Source organism: Flavobacterium selenitireducens (assembly GCF_014748335.1).
GTDB classification, from domain to species: Bacteria; Bacteroidota; Bacteroidia; order Flavobacteriales; family Flavobacteriaceae; genus Flavobacterium; species Flavobacterium selenitireducens.
The window spans coordinates 203837-226650 of the sequence record NZ_JAAVIY010000004.1 but is presented as its reverse complement, the minus strand read 5'-3'; the positions used below and the strand labels follow the sequence as shown (position 1 = coordinate 226650).

Annotated in this window: 16 protein-coding genes; 11 read left to right on the top strand and 5 right to left on the bottom strand. The window is 48.8% G+C overall.

All coding sequences use genetic code 11. The features are described from left to right. Position 1: 1 nt before the first annotated feature. From HC229_RS08795 to HC229_RS08780, 4 genes are all read right to left on the bottom strand, one after another. Positions 2-322: a 2TM domain-containing protein gene (locus HC229_RS08795; protein ID WP_223845561.1), complete on the bottom strand. Its 321-nt coding sequence runs from the start codon at positions 320-322 to the stop codon at positions 2-4. Further along, complete coding sequence (locus HC229_RS08790) at positions 313-1656, bottom strand: 2TM domain-containing protein (RefSeq protein WP_191020107.1); 1344 nt, start codon at positions 1654-1656, stop codon at positions 313-315. Before HC229_RS08790 ends, HC229_RS08795 begins: the two co-directional genes overlap by 10 nt. A gap of 18 nt (positions 1657-1674) precedes the next feature. Further along, positions 1675-2301, bottom strand: coding sequence for a hypothetical protein (locus HC229_RS08785; protein ID WP_191020106.1), 627 nt, complete (start codon positions 2299-2301; stop codon positions 1675-1677). A gap of 234 nt (positions 2302-2535) precedes the next feature. Beyond that, a complete protein-coding gene (locus tag HC229_RS08780; RefSeq protein WP_191020105.1) occupies positions 2536-4698 on the bottom strand; it encodes a TonB-dependent receptor in 2163 nt (720 codons plus the stop codon). Between the two features lie 177 nt (positions 4699-4875). On the opposite strand from HC229_RS08780, the gene HC229_RS08775 reads away from it, so the two are divergent. The 10 genes from HC229_RS08775 to HC229_RS08730 all read left to right on the top strand — a co-directional run bounded on the left by HC229_RS08775 (position 4876) and on the right by HC229_RS08730 (position 19730). Then, positions 4876-6063: an outer membrane beta-barrel protein gene (locus tag HC229_RS08775; RefSeq protein WP_191020104.1), complete on the top strand. Its 1188-nt coding sequence runs from the start codon at positions 4876-4878 to the stop codon at positions 6061-6063. Between the two features lie 400 nt (positions 6064-6463). Beyond that, positions 6464-6850: a hypothetical protein gene (locus tag HC229_RS08770; protein ID WP_191020103.1), complete on the top strand. Its 387-nt coding sequence runs from the start codon at positions 6464-6466 to the stop codon at positions 6848-6850. 105 nt (positions 6851-6955) lie between these two features. Continuing rightward, positions 6956-7489, top strand: coding sequence for an IS1096 element passenger TnpR family protein (locus HC229_RS08765; protein WP_191020102.1), 534 nt, complete (start codon positions 6956-6958; stop codon positions 7487-7489). 325 nt (positions 7490-7814) lie between these two features. Beyond that, positions 7815-8873: a nucleoid-associated protein gene (locus tag HC229_RS08760; protein ID WP_191020101.1), complete on the top strand. Its 1059-nt coding sequence runs from the start codon at positions 7815-7817 to the stop codon at positions 8871-8873. 558 nt (positions 8874-9431) lie between these two features. Next, complete coding sequence (locus HC229_RS08755) at positions 9432-10010, top strand: hypothetical protein (RefSeq protein WP_191020100.1); 579 nt, start codon at positions 9432-9434, stop codon at positions 10008-10010. 140 nt (positions 10011-10150) lie between these two features. Continuing rightward, positions 10151-11056 carry an ABC transporter ATP-binding protein gene (locus HC229_RS08750; RefSeq protein WP_191020099.1) on the top strand — a complete coding sequence of 302 codons (906 nt, stop codon included), beginning with the start codon at positions 10151-10153 and terminating at the stop codon, positions 11054-11056. Continuing rightward, positions 11053-11886, top strand: coding sequence for an ABC transporter permease (locus tag HC229_RS08745; RefSeq protein ID WP_191020098.1), 834 nt, complete (start codon positions 11053-11055; stop codon positions 11884-11886). Before HC229_RS08750 ends, HC229_RS08745 begins: the two co-directional genes overlap by 4 nt. Positions 11887-11902: 16 nt before the next feature. Further along, positions 11903-14188: a choice-of-anchor L domain-containing protein gene (locus HC229_RS08740; protein WP_191020097.1), complete on the top strand. Its 2286-nt coding sequence runs from the start codon at positions 11903-11905 to the stop codon at positions 14186-14188. Between the two features lie 24 nt (positions 14189-14212). After that, complete coding sequence (locus HC229_RS08735; protein WP_191020096.1) at positions 14213-18667, top strand: T9SS type B sorting domain-containing protein; 4455 nt, start codon at positions 14213-14215, stop codon at positions 18665-18667. Positions 18668-18671: 4 nt separating this feature from the next. Beyond that, entirely contained in the window at positions 18672-19730 is a 1059-nt protein-coding gene (locus tag HC229_RS08730; RefSeq protein WP_191020095.1) for an alpha/beta hydrolase, read from the top strand. A 72-nt stretch (positions 19731-19802) separates the two neighbouring features. Here HC229_RS08730 and typA read toward each other — a convergent pair whose 3' ends face one another. Further along, entirely contained in the window at positions 19803-21602 is a 1800-nt protein-coding gene (typA, locus tag HC229_RS08725; protein ID WP_191020094.1) for a translational GTPase TypA, read from the bottom strand. A gap of 177 nt (positions 21603-21779) precedes the next feature. On the opposite strand from typA, the gene HC229_RS08720 reads away from it, so the two are divergent. Continuing rightward, positions 21780-22715, top strand: coding sequence for a sensor histidine kinase (locus HC229_RS08720; RefSeq protein WP_191020093.1), 936 nt, complete (start codon positions 21780-21782; stop codon positions 22713-22715). Positions 22716-22814 lie beyond the last annotated feature (99 nt).

Sequence of the window (22814 nt, the reverse complement as noted above, 5' to 3'; positions counted from 1 at the left end):
ATTATTGTTGTTTGAACTTATCGAATCGTTGTTTTTCCTTTTCCATCAATTGCCTGATCTTGCGCTCCTCCCAGTTTTTACCCAGGAAGGGCGTGATTTTCCGGACTTCCATCCAGTGGAACAACAGGCCGGTTCCCCACCCGATCGCCGACAGCGGGAACCAATAAAAATCCGGCACGAATATCAGGTTCACCGCGATCAGTATCGGGATTACCGAGCAATAAACCACCAGATGCGTGTAAAATCCCTTGATCTCCCTTGCCCGTTTGCGCGCCTGGAGATATTCGCTTGTTTTTTCGAATCGCTCGTCCATCATTTCCATTTGTTGCTTTTTTCCTTTTCAATTATCTCCCTGATCTTGCGCTCTTCCCAATCGTTTCCGAAGAAAGGAAACCAGTCGAACACCTTGGCAGCGTGTATCAGCACGCCTATTCCCCAGCCCGCCGCCGACCAAAGAAACCAGAGATATTCCGGAGACGTCAGCAGGTTCAGCACCAGCAATCCCGCATTGAACAAGACGTAAGCACATACGTTGCCGTAGAAATCCTTGATCATTTCTACTTTCTTTTGGGCTTTGTAATAGCTGTTTTCCTCTGCTTTGAACTGTGTTTCCATGATGGTTATTTGTTTTGTCAAAATCGGAATTTTAACGGCAAACAGGTTGTTTGTCTGCTCCACGAGCACTTTGCGCCTGGTCATGATCCCGTATCGGTCGACGATATTCTGCAAGCCGACACCTTGCCGATCCTGCAGCACTTCTTTTTTCTGGAGTTGGTTTTCGACGCACAGGTAGTCCGCCTCTATGTAAATCCTGATGTGCAAAGGCCGCTTCTCGCTTACGACGTTGTGCTTTACGGTATTCTCCAGCAAAAGCTGGAGCGACAACGGCACTACTTTGGCATCGGCGCCCGGAATGTCTTTCGGAAGTTCGTAAAACAAGCTGTTTTCGAATCGCATCTTGAGCAGGTTCATATACGTCTTGGCGAACGACAACTCCTCTTCTACACTTACGAGTTCTTTATCTTTTTGTTCAAGTACATATCGATAAACCTTTGAAAGCGATGTCGTAAACTTTTGGGCAGCTTCCTGATTTTCTTCTATAAGCGAACTCAAAACGTTCAGACTGTTGAACAAAAAGTGGGGATCGATCTGATTTTTCAGGCTCTCGAACTGGGCCGACGCCGTGCCCGCTATCATCTGTTGCTGCTTGACCTGATTCTCTTTGTAAGCCTTGTAGAATCCGATCACGTAAGCCGTTATCGTAATGACGAACGTAACTCCGATTGCAAAAATGTAATTGGACGGTTTTTCATCTTCAAAATACTGTACGACGGTACGACCGTTTATCACGACGTCCTCAAAAATCCTCAAAAGGAATATCGGAACCAACGAAGCCACGAACGAGAGCAATATTCCCAATATAAGCCGCACGGGTGAAAATCGGTTGCCTTTAAATTTTTTCTCCAGGAACCGGAACACGACGGCGTTTGCAAAATAGAGCAGGAACGTGTAAACTAATGTGTAAAGATACGTCCACAGCAGCCTAATGTCAAAAATGGGAGGCGAACCCAGCGACCAGTTCAGCAAGACAAGGAAGGCGAAAATAATCGTTCCCAGTGTCAGTAACCGCCAAATGTGTCCGAAACTTATTTTCATCTTGATACGTTAACCGAATTACTTTTTGCCGCATTGCTTCAAGGCTTCCTCTGCCCTGTCCTTTCCCCATTTCGGATGAAAGGGCGATTCGAGTTTGAACGCGTCGAACATCGGGATGGAACGCGCTATCTCCTTGCACATTGGCGTGGTGTCGGAACCAAAATATGCCGCTCCACCAATCTCATACTCCGCTTTTCCGAAGACCGCCCTCGGATTGGTAGGGTCGAGCTTTTGCGCCTGGAGGTACAAGTCATTGATCTGTCCCGAGTATTTCATACCGTTGTTCATAGGGTCGAAAACAACCCATCCGGTAAAGATCATGGCCTGCATTACAAGGAGTTCGGCGTTGTTCGGATTTTTGAGAATTTCGGTCTCGAGCGCTTTTTGGGCTTTGTCAAGCATCGCACTGACCTGGGCGCGGTCCTTTGTCGAAAACGAGGCGACGGTGTTGACCATGGCCACATAATAGTTGGGAAGCCATTGATTTGGTTCGGCTGAAGCGATGCGTTCGAACATAGCCGATGCTTCGGAATTCTTGCCTTGTCCCCAAAGTTCCAAAGCCTTGCTCATTCCTTGTTCGTACTTGGTTTGTGCGAATGCCGTCGTGCAGATGAGCATTGCGATTGCGGTGAGTGTCTTTACCATGATAATGTGTTTTTGATTGTTGTTATTTTGTGATTCAAAAGTAAGCGTCGGTTTGTCGACCTGAAATTTATTTCGACCGAACTGTCGGATTTTAGGGACGGATCGTAGCAGTATCGAGTTGCTGAATCTAACCTGGCTAATTCTCCTTGATCCCTCAATTCCGAAGTCCAAACTTTAAACGCTAAACTTTAAACCTTAAACTTTAAACTTTAAACCTTAAACTTTAAACTGACCCTAAAGATTCTGCAACTGATTGCTCTTCTTATCCCCGCTTATCGTCCAAAAGAAGCCCACGAACAGGAAACGGTCTGCGGTCGGGATGATTTCCCGTCTTTCAAAAACGCCGGATGCATTCGGATTGTTCGCATATTCGTAATTGAAGACATTCTGGGTTCCGAGCACATTCGATATAGAAAAGTACAAAATCTTCTGTTGGGTAAGCAAATAGGCCCAGCTTAGGCTTAAACTATTGTACGCCTTTGTCTTCTCCTGCAAAAAACCAGGTCTGTTCGGGTTGGTGAACGGTCGCCCGGTCGCCATCGAATGCGTCAGGCTGACTTGGGATTTCCAGTCCTCGATCCAGTACTTGGTGACGACGGAAAGGCTTTGGTTGGCCACGAAGTTTGGCGTAGCTTCTATCGGGAAATTGCGGTAGTTGCGCTCACTGTCTATGTACGAATACGAAATCCAATACTCGAAGTTGCGAAACGTGCGCCCATCTCTCCAAAACAGGTCGATTCCTTTGGCGTACCCAAAACCGGTGTTGGTATAATCCGAGTCGAACGAAGGCGTAGACGATTCAAACTTCACGAGGTCGCGGTACTGTTTGTAATACACTTCGGCACGAAGCATCTGCCGATCGCGGGTGTACTGATAATTGAAAATGTAATGGGATGCTTTTTCGTTGTCGAATCGGTGGAAGTCAGAGAACTTCACGTATTCCTGTCGCGGCGCCTGTTGGAAGTCGCCGTAAGCGAATGAGACCTGTCCGGCCTTTTTCCCGAACTTATACGCGATCGAGGCTCGTGGCGACAATACCGATTCGTGAAGCAAGTCGTTATAAGCCGTCCGGGCGCCCACTTTCATCGCAAGTCGTTTGGAAAAAAACACATCCGCTTCGGCAAAAGCCGCCGAAAGCCCGGAAGTATAACCTGCCTTGAGCTTGTCGCCTTCGAATACTTGATACGATTCGTCAAAATCCGTGATGAAATAGTCACCTCCAAAGCTGAACTTGATGCGGTCCGAAATGCGTTTGGCCAATTTGAGTTTGACATGGGCGGCATTTTCGGTATTCCGTACATCGTCCTGGTTGATACCGATGTTGTTTTTGGCCAATCCGTAACCCAAACCAGCCGTCAGTTGCCAGGTATTTCCAAGATCGCCTTTATAGGATGCATTGAAATACAGGTTGTCGTTTTTCAGGTCGACCCGCGTATCGGCTGGCGAATTGATGCTTTGCTGCTCGAGGTCGAAACGAGACGCATCGAAAGCCGCGTAAATCTTGAGAAGTCCGTTTTCGAAATGCTTGCGATAGACCGCTTCTCCCGACATCTGCTGAAAAGCGCGGTTCCAGTTCACATTTTGCGGAATCGCCCACTGATATGGCGCCAGGTCCATGTAAGCAGCGTTGAGGCTCAACGACGACTTTTCCCACTTTTTCGTATGGCCGAGCCCCAAACCGACCGTCATCAGGGAAATGTCGGTTTTGTTCTGGTCCGGATCGTCCTGGGTGCTGAGCAGCAACACAGACGAAAGCGCTTCCCCGTACTCGGCGGAGTAACCTCCCGTGGAAAAACTGATCCCGCTGAACAGGAATGGCGAAAAGCGGCCGCGTGTCGGAACGTTGTTCGTCGTGGCGCCGTAAGGCTGGGGAACACGCATCCCGTCTACGAAAGTCTGGGTTTCGTCGGCTTCTCCTCCGCGAACGAAAAGACGGCCGTCCTCGCCTACTGTTTGCGTTCCGGGAAGCGTTTGCAGCGCTGCGATGATATTCCCGGCCGATCCCGCTGTGGTCACGATATCCAACGGCTTCAAAACCGAAACTCTTGCCCTGTCCCCGGCTTCGAGCGTTCCGGCGTTTACCACGACAGCGTCGAGCACATTGACGCTTTCGCGCAGTTTAAGCGTTTTGGGCTGATAGCTTTCGATCGCGATCTCTATTTTCGAAGTTTCGTAAGACAGAAATGAAATCACGAGTGTCTGCGTGCCGGTTTCGCTTGTGACGAAACTGAAGTCTCCGTCGTCGTCAGTACTCGTGCCATCGTAAGAACCCTCGATATAGACGTTGGCGCCGGGGATAGGTTTGTTTTTCTCGTCGACGACTCTTCCTTTGAGCTCCGTTTGGGCAAATCCGATGGAGGCGATTAACGATAGCCAAAATGTAAAGATCGATTTCATGTCGGTTGTTTTTAATTACGGGACAAAAGTGCATCGAATGCGTGATATTTGAAAAGAATGCTTACCGAAATGTAAAAATTTACGGATGAATCGTATCCTCATTTGGCGGGTAATTCTATTTTTGCCGCACGATCGCCTCTTTATTGGCATATCAAAACGAAACTTATCATTTCAACCATGCGCTTTTTACTCTTTTGCTGCCTTTGTGCATTCTCGGCTTTGGGCCAGATCAAATTCGAACCGGGTTATTACATCAATGTCGACGGCACCAAAATATCCGGACTGGTGAGGAACCTTGGCTGGAAAAACAATCCTGTAGCCATAGATTTCAAGTCGGATGCAACCGCCCCTGTTACGATTGTGAGGATTTCTGAGATCAAGGAGTTTGGCGTCGGATCCGATTACGTTTTCCGTAAGTTCCAAATCCAGGTCGACCTTTCCTCCAAAGACATCGACAGGCTGAGCCCGAACAAAAACCCGGAATGGCAACCTGAAGTGGCGTTGCTCAAAGTCGTTACGTCCGGGAAGTCGATCCTTTACGAATACAACGATCACAACCTGAGGCGCTTTTTCGTCTCGACTTCAACAACGGCTGTTCCGGAGCAGTTGGTCGCCAAGGAATATCGTTTGAACGACAAGATCGGCTACAACAATACGTTTCGCCAACAATTGTTTCATTTGATGGGTGGCGCCGGTCTCGTCGAATCTGACTTTTCAAGCCTAAATTACAACGAGGACGACCTCGTCAGAATCTTTAACAAGTACAACGGCGAGCAACGACAGGATTTGAGCGCGGCGCAGAGCAAAGGTGATTTCAACGTTAGGATTGTCGCAGGCGTGATGTTCGCTAAAATGGCTTTCTCGGATGAGCGCGTGCAGGCGTGGTCCGATGTCGAATTCGGGCAAAAGACGATTCCTTCGATAGGTGCAGAATTCGAATACATACTTCCGTTCAACCGCAATAAGTGGGGAATCTTGCTTGGAGCGGGCTATCAGTCTTATAAGAGCGACGCAAGGCAATCTGCAACGCGCTCACTCGAAACCGAATACAGTTTCATTGAAGTACCTGTGGGATTGAGACACTATTTTTTCGCCACCGATAAACTTGCGGTTTTCCTGAATGTCGGATATAATGTAGTGGTGAAGCTGGACTCCCATATCACGTACAGAAATAGCGCCCCGGGCGGCTTCGACAATCGTGTCGAAATTACGCGCTCGTCAAACGTCATGGCCGGGGCGGGAATACAATACGGAAGACTTGCCGCCGAATTCAGGCTCCACGCAAAACGCGACGTTCTCGACTTGGTGTATCTCGATGCGAATTACCAATCTTTCGGCTTGCTGGTTTCCTACAAGGTTTTGTGAGCCAGTATCCGGAAATCTCAAATTGGGCAGCGATTGTGAAGGCAATTGTATTGCCGGTCTTAAATTTTTTTTAACCAAACCGACGTAAATAAGTTGGTTTTCTATTTTGCGGATATGTGTTGTTGTGTTCGCGTGCGAAACCCGCTTAAAGACATTTGGTTGTTTGAAGACACGTATTTCCGGTCGCTTTCGCAAGACAATTGTCAGTCTACTACGAAAAACAGTATCAACCCGACGGAAGTTCGGTCGTAATGAACGAGGCCCGTTGCGATATTCCGTATGTGAACGGCGTGATTTGGTTTGACCTTCGTCGACTGTGACGGCTTCACAATCGAGGCGGCAACAGTTGCTCAAGATGAATAAATTATTATATTTGAAAGCTATATAAACTCAACTAACCATGAAACACATCAAAATTCTGGCAGCCGTCGCGCTATTCTTTGCGATCAATGCCGTATCGGCCCAGACGGCAAAAACCAACTGGCCAAAACTAAACGACGTAAAGGAGGTCGCGGCGCGCATCAACACGAACCTCGAGCAAAACAACGCCGCTGCGTTTTCGTTCGCATCGACGTTGGCCCAGCAGGTGGAACAATTGAAAACATCTGAAGCTCCGGCCAATTTCAAGAATAAAAAGACGCAGGACGCGATAAACCAACTTTCGGCCAAAGCGGACGCCTTGAACAAAAAGGCGCTTGCAAAAGCTCCGGAATCTGAACTCCGCAAACAATTCTCAGAAATCCAGACGATTCTCGCCTCGATGACCGACGAGAAGACAAAAAAATAAACAAGGCCCGTGAAAACGGGCTTTTTTTTTGACCCGATTGTTGATTACTTTTTACCGCAGGCGCTTTTTTGTACCTTATATTTGCGTTCTCAAATTTTTTGGATCATGGTTTACAAATTCAGGGCGATTCTGGATGCCGAAGAGGATGTTTTCAGGGATATTGCCATTCAGGATGCCGACACGCTTGAAGACCTGCACAATGCATTGGTGAACGCTTTTGGTTTTGACGGTGCCGAAGTGGCCTCGTTTTATACCTGCGACGACAACTGGAACCAGGAGGACGAAATCCCGCTTTTTGACACGGGAGACGTGGCCGGTGAACAAATGGTCATGGCCGACTACCAATTGTCTGGATTGCTCAACCAGGAGCAGACTAAAATCATATATGTTTACGATTTTATGAACATGTGGACGTTCCTTGTGGAACTGGCCGCCATAGAGGAGGAAAAACCAGGAGAGACCTATCCGGAGATGCTTTTCAGCCATGGAATCATGCCAGGGGAAGCGCCCGAAAAGGAATTCGAGGCCGACGGCAATGAAATGGATTTCGACGAAGACGGATTCGATGATAACGACTTCGATGAGTTCGGAGACAGCGGGAATTTCGAAGATTACGGGTTTGAGGAAAATTGGAATTGAGTGATCCGCTTCGGTAGCTCGAGATTTAGGCTTGATATCCTAAGTTGACGGGTCGGCTATTGGCATAGCTTGCGACAATTTCGCGACAATGCAGTGCAACCAACAGGAACGTCCCTCGCCCTAGCTTTGATTTCACGATTATTATCGTGAATTTCCAACTCAAACTGAATCGGTAAACCATCAAACATTTTACAGACGAACAATATATTCCATCAATAAAAGCGGAGAATCAGAAACCATGCCCGATCCTTTGCCAAGAGGCTGAAGCAGTCCTACTCGGCCGGAACTTCAGCACTTCAACGCTCCGTTATTCAGCACCAAACATATGATCAACTTATTCAACACCCAAATCCACGAACTTTCACTCCACCGCGTGGGTAACAAAAGCCGAAACGAAGGCACGTTTTTGTCGGAGCAACCGTTTCATCCGAACGATGAATTGACGCCGCTTTTAAAGGAATTTTTCTTTAAGCCGTTCCGCGAAAAAGAGGAAAACTACTACCAGTTCGCGCACGAGGTCGACCTCGAATACAACGACATGTACAAACTGGCCAACGAGCTTTTTGCAAATCCATCGAATGCACACGAAATCTCAAAAAAGATCGCCCACCATCTTTATGAGCAGTCGGGCCATCCGCATATCAAAAACGGAGAAGTATATATCGCGCATTTGACGAATCTCTCGATCGACAACAATCAAGTGGATGCCATCGGGATTTTCAAAAGCGAAATCCAAGCAGACTTTTTGCAATTCGACGAGAAAGGCGAAAACCTCGAAATGCGCCTTGAGCAAGGTATCAGCCTGAACCGTTTGGACAAAGGCTGCATCATCTTCAATTACAAAAAAGAGGAAGGCTTCAAGATTCTTTCGGTGGATTCAAATCGCTACGACGCCCGTTATTGGCTCGAGCATTTCCTCAACGTCGATTTGTTCGAGGACGAGAATTTCATGACTAAGAAGTATCTGAAATTTTGCCAGAGTTTCGCCAAAGACGTCGTGCTTCCGGCCGAAGACAAAAAAGAGGAAGTCATGTTCATGAACCGATCGGTCAATTACTTCGCCAAAAATGACGAATTCGAAGAAACCGCATTTTTGAACGAGGTCATCGATAACCCGGATCTTATCCCGGAGTTTAAGAATTACAAAGTGGACAAAGGCGAAAAGTTCAGCATTGAGGACGTGACCAGCTTCCCTATTGCCAATGCGGCGGTGTCGGACGTGCGAAAATCGATCAAGAATGTGATCAACCTGGACACGAACATCCAGATAAAGCTTGACTTCATCAATCCGGAAAGCGCCGAAAAATTCGTTGAAAAAGGTTGGGATGAAGAGAAGCAGATGTATTATTATCTCGTGTATTTTAACAAGGAGAACAAATCTTGACGGGATTTAAGATTTAAGGTTTAAGGTTTAAGGTTTAAGGTTTAAGGTTTAAGGTTTAAGGTTTAAGGTTTAAGGTTTAAGGTTTAAGGTTTAAGGTTTAAGGTTTAAGGTTTAAGGTTTAAGCAAAATTAAAAAAACGGCTTCCGGTAGCATTGGATGCCGTTTTTTTTATAACATGTTGTTTGCGATATGCCTGTTAGTTTCTAAACATTTTAAATAGACAGCATTCCCCGGCCCCACCCGTGGTAAATTTAACATTTTTTCATAATCTGTAAACTACAGAAAATCTGCCGAAAATGTTAACCAAATGTTTCTATTGTTCGAGCTCGATTTTGATGACGGTAATACGACATCGATAAACCGCTTATTTCGACACGTTTTAAATCGGCAGCATTCCCCGGCCCCACCCGTGGTAAATTTATCATTTTCAACAACCTGTAAACTACAGAAAATCTACCGAAAATGTTAAACCACCCAAACACAATCCTAAAATTAACATTTAATCCCGCAACCATCCCGAAATTTTCACATCTGCAATCTGAATCAATCAAAACAGATATGAAAAAATTTGCGCTTTTGGCCTTGCCGCTTTTGTTGCTGGCAAGCTGTAGCGGGGAAGACGCCTCCCCCGCCAACACCATCGATCCCGTGGACGGCAACAAACTGCTGATGCTCAAGGTCGATTACACCACGAACACTTTTGAAGGCGGAAAGGAATTCACGTTCGAACAAGCCACCACCGATTTTACAGTTACCCACGAATACCAGGAACCCGGCGACTTCGGTTGGGTGAAACTGTATTACGACGAACTCGACACCGAAATTTTCTACGGGGAAATCCATTGGATGGGACTCGGCCAGCTTCACTTTCCGGACGCGTTCGATCCAGCCGGTTCGTTCGAACACGTACTTACAGACGATTATCAAACTCCCCTGAACGGGTTCGAGAACGTCTTCAACCCTTCAGGCCAGGAATTCGATTACCATCAGCCTTGGTCACACGTTCAGGGCTTGGTCAAGGTGCGTCAATACCTGCAAGCCAACCCGACGGCGACTGCGAAGATTTTTCTTTATACGCCAAGTGTTGGCATCGGCAATCCCGCCGATTGGGATTGGATCATCTTACTTAAGAATTGATTATTTTGTGATAAGGTTAGTTGGGAAGCGTCCGTATTTGGGCGCTTTTCGTTTTTATTTTCGGCACTCAAGCGGATTTTTTTACATTTAGCGGTAACAAACGCCAAACCCGTTCGTTTCAAACTAAAACCTAACCAACCTTGGAAACAATCCTATCCATCAAAAACCTCGACAAGAAATACGGGGCCGTTCACGCGGTCAGGAACGTTTCTTTCGAAATCCACAAAGGCAATGTCTACGGCATTCTCGGTCCTAACGGATCCGGAAAGTCGACGACGCTGGGAATAGTACTTAACGTCGTGAACCGCACCGGAGGCGATTATGCCTGGTTCGACGGCAAGCTCGAAACCCACGAGGCGCTCAAGAAAGTCGGCGCGATCATCGAACGCCCGAATTTCTATCCGTACATGACGGCGGTTCAGAATCTGGAACTCGTCTGCAAAATCAAGAGCATTCCGTTCTCTAAAGTCGAGGAAAAACTGTCGCTTGTTGGACTTTTAGAGCGAAAAGACAGTAAATTCCGCACGTTTTCACTCGGGATGAAACAACGCCTGGCCATTGCATCGGCCTTGCTCAACGATCCCGAAATCCTGATTCTCGACGAACCTACGAACGGTCTCGACCCTCAGGGAATCCATCAAATACGCGACATCATCCGAAAAATCGCCTCAATGGGAACGACGATCCTGCTCGCTTCCCATTTGCTTGACGAAGTGGAAAAAGTGTGTTCGCATGTCGTGGTGTTGCGCAAAGGAGAAATGTTGTATTCGGGCAGCGTCGACGGCATGTCGTCCAACGAAGGTTTTTTCGAACTCGAAGCATCGGACATGCAGGCCCTCAAATCTGCAGTGGAAACCCACGAAGCCGTCGAAAAGGTAAAAGAAGAGAACGGCAAAATCATCGCTTACCTCAAATCTGGCCTGCACCCTTCTGAAATGAACCGCTACCTGTTTTCGAAAAACATTGCGATTTGCCACCTGGTCTTCCGCAAGACAAGTCTCGAAGAGCAATTCCTTGAACTCACCAACACACAATCCAAAGCATGAAACGCCTCCTCTCCATAGAACTCCAGAAAATCTGGATGAACCGCTCGAGCAAAATCCTGACGATCAGTTATTTTGTCTTGCTGACGGCCATAGCGCTGGTCGCCTCGATCAAGTTAGACATCGGCAATTTCAAGTTTCACCTCGCCGACATGGGTATTTTCAACTTTCCGTATATCTGGCATTTCAATACGTATATCGCTTCCGGTTTCAAATTATTCCTGGCCGTGATCATCGTCTCTATGATGGCGAACGAATATTCGTACGGAACCTTGAAGCAAAACCTTATTGACGGTCTCAGCAAAAAAGAATTCATTACTTCAAAATTCCTGACGGTCCTTGTTTTTGCCAGCGTTTCGTCCCTGTTTGTTTTCGTGGTTTCCCTACTCTTGGGACTGGCGTTTTCCTCGATGAACGAACTTGCTGTGATTTTTATGCGGATGGAGTACATTCCTGCTTATTTCCTCAAACTCGCCGGATTTTTCTCGATGTGCCTTTTCGCAGGGATTCTCGTCAAGCGCTCGGCATTTTCTCTGGGCTTCATCATTCTCTGGTATATTGTCGAAAAACTCAGCTGGCTGCTTATATGGTATCTTTCCAACAACCGCGAGCTCGCGTCCAAGGCGATTTCGGTGCTTCCGTTAGAGTCAATGTCGAACCTCATCAAGGAACCGTGGACGAAACTCAGCGTCGTTCGCAAGGCTGGAAACACGTTGGGGATAGATGATTTCGGGAATTCCGACGTGAGTATCATCGCCGCATTGATCGTGTGTTTCTGGATCGCTTTTTTCGTGTATTTCTCGTATAAAATTCTCGAAAAACGGGATTTGTAGTATCTTTGCCCCTGCTATGGATAGGGTCTGGGAGAAATTTTTTATGGTGCTTTCGTTTTTGTTGGGTCATCTCGCTTTTGGCCAGTATATCGCGATAGACGAAGATTACACTACGGATCAGCTCGTCAACGATATCCTCATCGACAGCCCTTGCGGACAGGCCAGCAACATTGTCGTTACGGGATGGAATTTTAGCAGCGGCAACACTTTCGGATATTTCAATGCCAACGGCAGCACATTCCCTTTTCAGGAAGGCGTGGTGCTTACGACGGGTCGCGCGGCATCGGCCGTAGGGCCAAATTCCGATATTTTAAGCGAAGGCCCGACCGACTGGGCCGGCGACAGCGACCTTGAACAGGCGCTGCAACTCGGCAATTCCACGAATGCAACGGTTCTCGAATTTGACTTTTTGCCGAACTCGAACTTTTTCAGTTTCAATTACATTTTTTCGTCCGAACAATACTTGTCGAATCCGTCCCAGAACCAATGCGGTTACACGGACGGATTCGCCTTTTTGCTGAAGAAGGCCAACACGGCTGAACCCTACCAGAATTTGGCCGTCGTGCCCTTTACGGACATTCCGGTAACGGTCAATACGGTAAGAGGGCCGGGAACGATCTGCCCTCCGTCGAATGAGGAATATTTCGATGCGTTCAACGATTACGAGCATCCGACGAATTACAACGGACAAACCAAACCGCTGACGGCACAGGCCATAGTCGAAGCCGGTGTTCTCTACCACATAAAAATCGTCGTGGCCGATCAGGGTAACAATCTCTATGATTCCGCGATTTTTCTCGAAGGCGGAAGTTTCAGGATCAACAAATTCCTTGGCGACCGGCTGATTTCGCAAAACAGCGGGATCTGTCCGGGTTTTAGCGTAGGGCTCGACGCCACTGAAACCGGCGCGCTTTCCTATTCGTGGTATAAAAACGACCAATTGCTTTCGGGAGAAACCAATCCGACCTACCTTGTGACCGCTCCCGGAACTTATCGCGTCGAAATCGCATTGCCTGGCGGCTGCACCGGAACCGGCGAATCCAGGATAGAATATTACGTAGAACCTCCGTATCTCGCCGACGCCGCACTCGTGCAATGCGACCCTGAAAACGACGGCTATTCGATATTCGATCTTACCTCGATAATCGACACGCTGAACATCGTTCCCGGAACATTTGGTTCCACGATGTTCTTTACATCCATGGTCGATGCCATGGCAGGAAACGATGGGATTCTGAACCCTTCCGCTTATAACGCTCCTGACGGCACCACGGTAATTGCCCGCATGGCGTACGGCGCATCGTGCTATGTGTATTCCACGGTTCATCTCGAGCTGACCTTCCAACCCGCTTCTCCACAAACGATCACGGTTTGCGACACAGACGGCCAGATTGACGGCAAGACCGAGTTTGACCTTGGCGCCGAGGTCAGCCCGGTGATTTTAGCCGGAATGCCGGTCGGGATGAGTGTCGGCTATTACCTGACGACCCAGGACGCGCTTCAGCAAACCAATCCACTGGGCAACTTGTTTACGAACACGACACCAAACCAACAGGTAATTTACGCCCGCGTTTTCAGTGGCATCGCCTGTTATGACGTCGTTAAAGTCACGCTCAACGTTTCCGCCCTGCAGCCGGCAAATTTTGAGCCCGAAACGCTGGCAACCTGTCCAGGCCAGGCGGTTACACTGTCGGTTGCAAATACATTTTCCTCCTATCTTTGGTCGACCGGAGAAACCACGAATCACATATCCACAACGGCGGCAGGCAATTATTCGGTCACGGTAACCAACGCCGACGGTTGCACGGCTACGAAGAGCTTTACCGTGACGATTCCGCAACCTCCCGTTTTCGTCTCGGCCGACATATCCGGAAACGATACGATCACGATACAATATTCGGGAGCCGGACCTTACGTCTTCTCCATCGACGGACAAAATTTCCAGTCGTCTCCGGTATTTGAAAACCTGGCCGGAGGAAACTACTCAATTTACATTCGCGATCCCGATGGCTGTTTCCAGATTGGGCCGTTCCCGGTATTACTGGTTGCCTATCCGAAATTTTTTACGCCCAACGGAGATGGCCTCAACGATGTTTGGCGTATCAGCGCACTGTCTTCCCAACCGTCGAGCAAAGTGTACATCTTTGACCGATATGGAAAATTGCTGCATCAATTCCTTGGAAATGGCATCGGATGGGACGGAAAATTCAATTCCAGGGAAATGCCTTCCACCGACTATTGGTTTATTCTCGAATTAGAGGACGGACGCAGCGTTAAAGGGCACTTCGCGCTAAAAAGGTAACAGTTTATTTCCTATTTTTAGCCGATGAAAAAGACTTTACTCTTGCTGCTTTGGCTATTGTCGTTCAGCGCAGTGGCCCAGTTCAGCAAAACACATTACATCCCACCTTTGGTCTCCTCGTTCAACGTTACCGGGGAAGAACAATTCCTATACATATCGACCCCAAGCGTTACCGCTGTCAACTTCAGGATCATCAACATAGGAGGAAGCATCGTAACCGGTAGCGTTTCGCGCGATGCGCCTTATGTGCACAGCGTCGGATTTGGCAGCAATACCCAGCTCGTCATGGGCGCCGGCCTATCCCACTCCACCCGTTCCGACCGTGGCTTTGTCGTCGAGGCGGACGATCTGGTTTACGTTACCGCAAGGCTCATTGCCGGCAGCGGGAACCAGGCCGGGGAAATCGTTTCAAAGGGAATGGCGGCACTAGGTACACGATTCCGGATAGGCGGTTTCCGAAATCCGAATGACACCTATAGTGCAAACGGCCTTAACTTTATTTCGGTACTTGCCACCGACAACAATACTACTGTCAACTTTAGCGGTTTTGGCCCCGGAACTACGCTGATCAACAACGCATCGGCCGGTAACGCTCCGTTTTCGGTCGTTCTCAACAACGGGGAAAGCTTCGTGTGTGCGGTTCAGGGTCCGACCAATGCGAACCGCCTCGGCATGATAGGATCGCTTGTCACCTCAGATAAACCGATTGCCGTGAACTGCGGCGCTTTCGGAGGAACCAACGGCACGATGGCCAACCTCGACCTTGGCTTCGACCAGATCGTATCGGCTGAACGCACCGGGAAAGAGTACGTCTTTATCAGGAGTACGGGCATGGATGAAGTTGAAACCGTGCTTATCATTGCAGACGAAGACGGGACCGAAATCACGCGCAACAACGATTCGGGCGTCACTACCTTAAACGCCGGTGAATTCGTTTTTTTTGAAGGAGGCGATTTTGACGGTAACGGCAACATGTCGATCCATACCAACAAAAATGTGTTCGCTTACCAGAGTGTGGGCGACAATTTGCGGTCCGACCAGGCCAACCAGGAAATGTTTTTCGTCCCACCTTTGAGTTGTGAAACGCCCAAGGCAATCGACAATATCCCGTTCATCGACCGCGTCGGAAATCGCGTCTTTAACGGTAAAATCACGATGGTAACTGAAACCGGGTCCGCGATAAACTTCCTCGTCAACGGGACACCTCACACCCTGACGAGCCTAGTTTCTACCGGAGCGACGGTCGACGGTCCGTTCGGGATAAGCGGGAATGCGAATTTTGAAACGTACATTATCAATGGCCTTAGCGGAAATGTCTCGGTGTTTTCGACAACCCAATTGTACCTCGCCTCTTACGGCTCGAGCGATGCGGCCACGTTTGGAGGCTACTATTCCGGATTTACGTTCAAACCGGAGGTTACCTTCGACCAGATCGACATTTCCCAGGAAAACTGTTTGCCGAACGTGCAACTTACGGTCAATACGATAACCGGGTTCGACACCTTTCAGTGGTATATGAACGACGCTGAAATTCCGGGCGCCACCACCAGCGCCTACACGCCTTCGCAACCTGGGTATTATTACGTAAAAGCAGGAATTGCGGCTTGCGGCACGGAACTGATCTCAGACAACATCCCGGTGAGCCTTTGCGCTCCTGACACCGACGCCGACGGAACCAACGACAATGCCGACATCGACCTCGACAACGACGGCATTGCCAATTGCCAGGAATCGTTTGGGGACGCGCCTTTTAACTTGAGCAATCCGTTGAGCGGAAACGTCACCGCCGGAAACGGTGCTTATGCCAATTCGTTTACGGGGAATTTCCCGACGCCGGTCGGCACGCCTGCGCCAAGTCCATTTGTTGGCGATGCGAATGGCAATTTTGTTTCGTCGGTCAGCGCGGGACAAGGAAATTCGATGGTGTACCGCATGACGTTCGCACAACCCGTCAGTTTTTCGCTTGAATATGTCCAGACGGCGAACGCCTCGAACCTCTTGAATTCACAGTCGGAATTTATCGTGAGTGCGCCCAATAACCGCACGATTACCGTTATCAATCCGGACAATCAATTGCTCATTGATACTAATTACGACGGAATATACGAAAGCGGCATCACGCAATTCTCATCGTTTGAGATTCGCTTCAGGCTCAACGGCCAGACCTCGCTGCCGGCGGGAAGTGGCACTTTCAGTTTCCGATGCCATTTAGCGGGAAGCTTCACCTTCACCCATAAAAATCTTGACGATGCAGCCGAAAACCGGGCGACTTTTCGCATTGTGGCCAGTTGCGTCCCGCGTGACAGCGACGGAGACGGCGTTCCCGACGCTCTCGATCTCGACAGTGACAACGATGCCATTCCCGATCTCTACGAATCCCAAGGCGTTTCGTTTACGCCCCTTTCGGGATCCGACAGCAACAACGACGGGCTAGACGATGCTTTTGCTGCCGGTTTTATCGCAGCGGACACCGACGCAGACGGACATCCTGATTTCCTGGATCTCGACAGTGACAACAACGGCGTTTTTGACCTCGTCGAATCGGGAAGCGGGGCAACCGACGCCAACAACAACGGCATCATCGATGGTCCGCCGGCGAGTTTTGGCAGCAACGGACTTTCTAATTCCATCGAAACGGCAACCAACAGCGGTACGATCAACTTCAGCATGGCGGACGCCGATGCGGACAACGTTTGGGATTTTGCCGAAAGCGACAATGACAACGATGGATGTCCGGACGTGAGGGAAGCGGGCTTTAACGATCCCGATGGCGACGGATTCATCGGCAATGCACCGGTAACGGTCAATCAGTGGGGCGTCGTGCTCAACTCGGGCGGTTACACGGCTCCAAATCCGAACTACAATATTCCGGCTCCGATCGTCATAAACGCCCAACCGATCGCCACTCCGACGGTCATCTGCGAGACGGAAAACGCCGTGATTGCGATCGATACTAATCCCGAGGCGAGCATCCAATGGCAGATTTCGGCAAACGGTACGACCTTTTCGAATATTTCCGACGGCGCCCAATACTCCGGAGCCACGACGAATACCCTGACCATCATTTCGGCGGCGGCATCGACAAGCGGTTATCAATACCGGGCGTTGCTTTCGCGGGCGGGAAATGTCTGCGGAAGCGTATCCCAAACCGTCTCGATCCAGGTCGATCCGACTCCGGCCATAGTCACGCGAAATCTTGTGCAATGCGATACCGGAACGGCGCCCGATGGCATCACGATTTTTAATCTATCGGAAGCCGACGCCAGCTTTACGAATGGAGATACCAACCTTTCAATCGGCTATTATTTGAATCCGGCCGATGCTTTGGGCGACATCGGACAATTGCCCAACGATTTTACTAACAGTTCGAACCCACAGCAACTGACTGTCAAACTGACGAATCTCACTACCGGCTGCCTAAGCTTGAGTACGCTGAACCTGTCGGTCAATTTGCTGGCCAACGTCGCGATCGATTTACCTGGGATTTGCGATGAACTCGAATCGGAAGACGGGTTTACCCAATTCGACCTCACACAGGCGAACATCCCGGGAGGCGGCAATCAATCCGTTCGGTTTTACACGAATATAAATGACGCGTTGCTCGAGCAAAACGAAATTGGCAACCCTGGGTCATATACGAATCCGCAAGCCTATAATTCCCAAGTGTTCGCACGTTTGGAAAACACGGTAGCCAATAGCTGTTCGCGTCTGTACATACTCAATCTCGAGGTGTATCGACTGCCGGACATCGACCAAAACATCGATTTGGTCCCACATGTGGTGTGCACCAATACGCCCACTTTTTCAACGGTGCTCGACGGCGGTATCCTCGATGGCTCGCCTGCCTCCGATTATACTTACCAATGGATGTTACAAGGCATCCCGATGGGAAGCACTCCAACGATTATCGCTACGGCGGAGGGTTTATACACCGTCGTGGTGACCAACGCAAATGGTTGTTCCAAGTTGCGTTTCATTCCGGTCATACACTCGAGCCAGGCTATCATCGAAAACGTGGAAGTCGTCGATTTTTCCCAAACCAATACCGTTACGGTCACGCTTGGCCCTAACAGCTACGGCAATTATACGTACAGCCTCGACCATGAGAATGCCGGCCAATACAGCAATGTCCTTACGGACGTGGCGCCCGGCAGCCATACGATTTACGTAATGGATGCAAATGGTTGCCCATCGGCGGTATGGCAGGTTTCGGTTATGGGTTTCCCGAAATTCTTCACGCCTAATGCAGACGGTTACCACGACACCTGGAACCTCAAAGGCGCCACCTTTACCAGAAACGGAAAAGCTACGGTAAGAATCTTTGACCGATATGGAAAACTGCTCAAACAACTCGACGCTTTGGGCTCCGGGTGGGACGGCACTTTTAACGGACGCGCTATGCCGTCAGACGACTACTGGTTCGTGATTGAACTCGAAGATGGTCGCAGTGCAAAAGGACATTTTACTTTAAAACGATAACTACATGCGATTAAAACTCCTCATTGCCGTTTTTGCCCTTTCGGGACTTTCGGCATTTGCCCAGCCAAACGTAAAACAGGGCGCGATCAAGCACCTGGCGCCTTTCGAATCGAAAATCATCAAAGGCAGGACGGTCGATGTCTGGGTGCCGCCTGGTTACAGCAAAAACGAGAAATATTCGGTACTTTACATGCACGATGGGCAAATGCTTTTCGACGAATCGATTACTTGGAATAAACTTTCGTGGAACGTAGACAATACCGCGGCTCGTTTAATGCGGGAAGGATCGACGCGGAAATTCATCGTAGTCGGAATTTCGAATATCCCGGAACTGCGGTTCAGCGAATACTTTCCGCAAAAGCCGTTTGAATCGCTGACGCAGAAAACGAAAGACTCGATTTACGGACTGTATTTCGGGGAAAAACCGATGTTCAGCGAAAAGGTCAATTCCGACAATTATCTCAAGTTCATCGTTACCGAACTCAAGCCTTTTATCGACAAGAACTTTTCTGTCAAAACCGACGCGGCCAACACCTTTATCGCCGGCTCTAGCATGGGCGGACTCATTTCACTTTACGCCATTTGCGAATATCCCGATGTTTTTGGAGGCGCGGCTTGCCTTTCGACGCATTGGATAGGTGCTACGGGAGTTGCGCAAAACCCGATTCCGGGCGCTTTCCTGAAATACCTCGACAAAAAACTGCCGCCAGCCGTGAACCATAAAATCTATTTTGATCACGGAACCGAAGGCCTTGATGCCAACTATGGCGTCACCCAGAAAAAAGTGGACGCCCTCATGGCCAAACACGGCTACACGAAAAAGAACTGGATGACAAAAGAGTTCAAGGGAGACGACCACAACGAAAAAGCCTGGGCTGTGCGGCTGTCCGAACCACTGAACTTCCTTTTGTGGGATCCGACGGCAATCAAGAAAACCGCAGACGGAAAGTCCGCTGTGGAAAATCAGGACAAACCCAAAACGATCAAGACCGGGAAGACGGGCGAAACGAAAAAGGAAGGACATAAATCCACCGCTTCGCCATCGGCAACACCGAAAAAATAACACGCCAAAACTTCCGGACATAAAAAAACCATCAGTTGACGCTGATGGTTTTTTTTATACACTATTCTTGGATTAGTCGATCTTGAAACGCTTGCGATCGGTTTCGCTCAGGTAAATCTTGCGCAAACGCAGGGATTTCGGCGTCACTTCTACGTACTCATCCTTTTGGATATATTCCAAAGCCTCCTCAAGCGAAAACTTGATCGCAGGCACGATACGTGTTTTGTCGTCTGCACCGGCGGAGCGGAAGTTTGTAAGCTGTTTGGTCTTGGTGATATTGATCGTCATATCGTCTGCGCGAGAGTTTTCGCCGACAACCTGTCCTTCGTAGATATCTTCGTTAGGATCGACGAAGAACTTGCCGCGATCCTGTAGCTTGTTGATCGAATACGGAATCGCTTTCCCGTTTTCCATGGAAATCAAAGATCCGTTGATACGACCCGGAATTTCACCTTTGAACGGCTGGTATTCCAAGAAACGGTGCGACATGATCGCCTCGCCGGCCGTAGCGGTCAACAATTGGTTACGCAATCCGATGATGCCGCGTGACGGAATCTGGAACTGTATCGTCATGCGATCGCCTTTAGGCTCCATCGACAACATTTCGCCTTTGCGGACGGTCACGAATTCAACGGCGCGTCCCGAAACGTGCTCGGGAAGGTCGATCGTCAATTCTTCTACAGGCTCGCATTTGACGCCGTCGATCTCTTTTATGATTACCTGCGGCTGGCCGATCTGGAGTTCGTATCCTTCGCGACGCATCGTCTCGATAAGGACGGACAAGTGCAATACGCCTCGTCCGAAAACCATGAATTTATCGGCACTGTTGGTATCGTTTACACGAAGCGCTAGGTTTTTTTCCAGTTCTTTCGCCAATCTGTCTTTGATATGGCGCGAGGTTACGAATTTTCCTTCTTTTCCGAAGAAAGGGGAATCGTTGATCGTAAACAACATGCTCATCGTCGGCTCGTCGATCGTGATCGTCTGAAGCGCTTCAGGATTTTCAAAGTCGGCAACGGTGTCCCCGATCTCAAACCCTTCAAGCCCGACCAATGCACAAATGTCGCCGGCAATGACCGACCCAACTTTTTTGCGACCGAGTCCGTCGAAAACGTGAAGTTCCTTGATTTTTGATTTTATGACCTTGCCATCTCTTTTTACCAAAGAGATATTTTGTCCTTCTTTGAGTTCGCCTCTTTGCAGACGTCCGATGGCGATACGTCCCGTAAATGAGGAAAAGTCAAGCGAAGTAATAAGCATCTGAGGCGTCCCTTCTGAAACTTTCGGAGCCGGAACGTGAGCTAATACCATGTCCAAAAGCGGCTCGATATTGTCTGTTACATTCCTGAAATCTTCGCTCATCCAGTTGTTTTTGGCCGATCCGTAAACGGTCGGAAAGTCAAGCTGCCACTCTTCCGCTCCAAGTTCGAACATCAAATCGAATACTTTTTCGTGAACCTCTTCCGGCGTACAGTTCTCCTTGTCGACCTTATTGATTACCACGCACGGCTTCAGGCCAAGGTCAAGCGCTTTTTGAAGCACGAAACGGGTTTGCGGCATCGGACCTTCGAAGGCATCGACCAAAAGCAAAACGCCGTCGGCCATGTTCAATACGCGCTCCACTTCCCCACCGAAATCGGCGTGGCCCGGAGTGTCGATAATGTTGATTTTTGTGCCTTTGTACGTAACCGAAACGTTCTTCGAGGTAATCGTGATTCCTCTTTCCCGTTCGAGATCGTTGTTGTCAAGGATCAGATCGCCTGCGTTCTCGCTCTCGCGGAAAAGTTGGCAATGGTACATGATTTTGTCAACCAATGTGGTCTTTCCGTGGTCAACGTGGGCGATGATCGCAATATTTCTGATAGATTCCATATCCTTTTTTTGAAGCGGCAAAGGTACACTTTATTTTCCGATAAAAAATCTTTTTCAATTTACGCTTAACTTATTCATAATAAGCGATCCGAAGACGATGGCAGCCTGGGAATTTTTTATGGACGCCACCACAGGTCGATTCCGATTTCGTTATCTTTACGCTGCTTAAAGAATCAAGTGAAAAGAACTTCTACGCGAATCTTTCTTATTTACCTCTTGACCGGCCTGGGATGGATACTGGCCAGCGACTGGTTTTTTGGCAAATTCCAATATCCGCAGGAACATTTTTATCAAACGGTGAAAGGCTGTGGCTTCATTGTCATATCCGGGATATTGTTCTGGTACATGCTCCGGAAATACGAAACACGCAACCGGCGCTATCTCGACCGGCTGCGCGATATGAACCGCGAACTGGAACAGCGCAATGGCGAACTGGCGGCGTCCAATATCGAACTGGAACAATTTGCCTACATCGCCTCTCACGATCTCCAGGAACCGTTGCGCATGGTAACAGGTTTTTTGGCCCAGATCGAGAAGCGCTATTCCGAAAACCTTGACGACAAAGGGCGCGAATACATACATTATGCGGTCGATGGAGCTTCCCGCATGAAACAAATCATTTCCGACCTGCTCGAATATTCAAGGGTCGGGACAAAAAAAGTCAAATACGAAACGTTTCCCGTTAGTGATGTCATCGAAGAAGTGATCACGCTCAACAAACCGATGTTTGCCGAAAACAAGGTCACCATCTTTAAAGGTGCGATGCCGACCATCACGGCCGGCAAGCCGCTGATCCGTCAGGTTTTCCAGAATTTACTGGCCAACGCGGTCAAGTATCGCAATCCCGAAACCAACACGCTGATCACACTTGATTACAACGAAACACCTGATTTCTGGGAGTTTTCGGTCTCGGACAACGGAATCGGCATCAGGGCCGACCATCTCGACAGGATTTTCGTGTTGTTCCAGCGACTGCATTCGCGCGACCGTTATTCGGGTTCCGGGATCGGGCTTTCGGTGTGTAAAAAGATCGTAGAAAACCACGGCGGGCAGATTTGGGCCATAAGTGAACCAGGTAGCGGCAGTACTTTTTATTTTTCGTTGAAAAAATAAGCTATATTTGTTTTGTCCTCTATACTAATACATCCTTTATGTCGTTGGCGCGAATGAGTCCTGGCTTCCCTAAATTCAGGTCTGAAGAAACCGTGCGGA

What these genes read in the sequence shown, in the direction of transcription:
- HC229_RS08795 (WP_223845561.1), bottom strand. Translation starts at nt 322, where the DNA reads ATGGAAATGATGGACGAGCGATTCGAAAAAACAAGCGAATATCTCCAG.
- HC229_RS08790 (WP_191020107.1), bottom strand. Translation starts at nt 1,656, where the DNA reads ATGAAAATAAGTTTCGGACACATTTGGCGGTTACTGACACTGGGAACG.
- HC229_RS08785 (WP_191020106.1), bottom strand. Translation starts at nt 2,301, where the DNA reads ATGGTAAAGACACTCACCGCAATCGCAATGCTCATCTGCACGACGGCA.
- HC229_RS08780 (WP_191020105.1), bottom strand. Translation starts at nt 4,698, where the DNA reads ATGAAATCGATCTTTACATTTTGGCTATCGTTAATCGCCTCCATCGGA.
- HC229_RS08775 (WP_191020104.1), top strand. Translation starts at nt 4,876, where the DNA reads ATGCGCTTTTTACTCTTTTGCTGCCTTTGTGCATTCTCGGCTTTGGGC.
- HC229_RS08770 (WP_191020103.1), top strand. Translation starts at nt 6,464, where the DNA reads ATGAAACACATCAAAATTCTGGCAGCCGTCGCGCTATTCTTTGCGATC.
- HC229_RS08765 (WP_191020102.1), top strand. Translation starts at nt 6,956, where the DNA reads ATGGTTTACAAATTCAGGGCGATTCTGGATGCCGAAGAGGATGTTTTC.
- HC229_RS08760 (WP_191020101.1), top strand. Translation starts at nt 7,815, where the DNA reads ATGATCAACTTATTCAACACCCAAATCCACGAACTTTCACTCCACCGC.
- HC229_RS08755 (WP_191020100.1), top strand. Translation starts at nt 9,432, where the DNA reads ATGAAAAAATTTGCGCTTTTGGCCTTGCCGCTTTTGTTGCTGGCAAGC.
- HC229_RS08745 (WP_191020098.1), top strand. Translation starts at nt 11,053, where the DNA reads ATGAAACGCCTCCTCTCCATAGAACTCCAGAAAATCTGGATGAACCGC.
- HC229_RS08740 (WP_191020097.1), top strand. Translation starts at nt 11,903, where the DNA reads ATGGATAGGGTCTGGGAGAAATTTTTTATGGTGCTTTCGTTTTTGTTG.
- HC229_RS08735 (WP_191020096.1), top strand. Translation starts at nt 14,213, where the DNA reads ATGAAAAAGACTTTACTCTTGCTGCTTTGGCTATTGTCGTTCAGCGCA.
- HC229_RS08730 (WP_191020095.1), top strand. Translation starts at nt 18,672, where the DNA reads ATGCGATTAAAACTCCTCATTGCCGTTTTTGCCCTTTCGGGACTTTCG.
- typA (WP_191020094.1), bottom strand. Translation starts at nt 21,602, where the DNA reads ATGGAATCTATCAGAAATATTGCGATCATCGCCCACGTTGACCACGGA.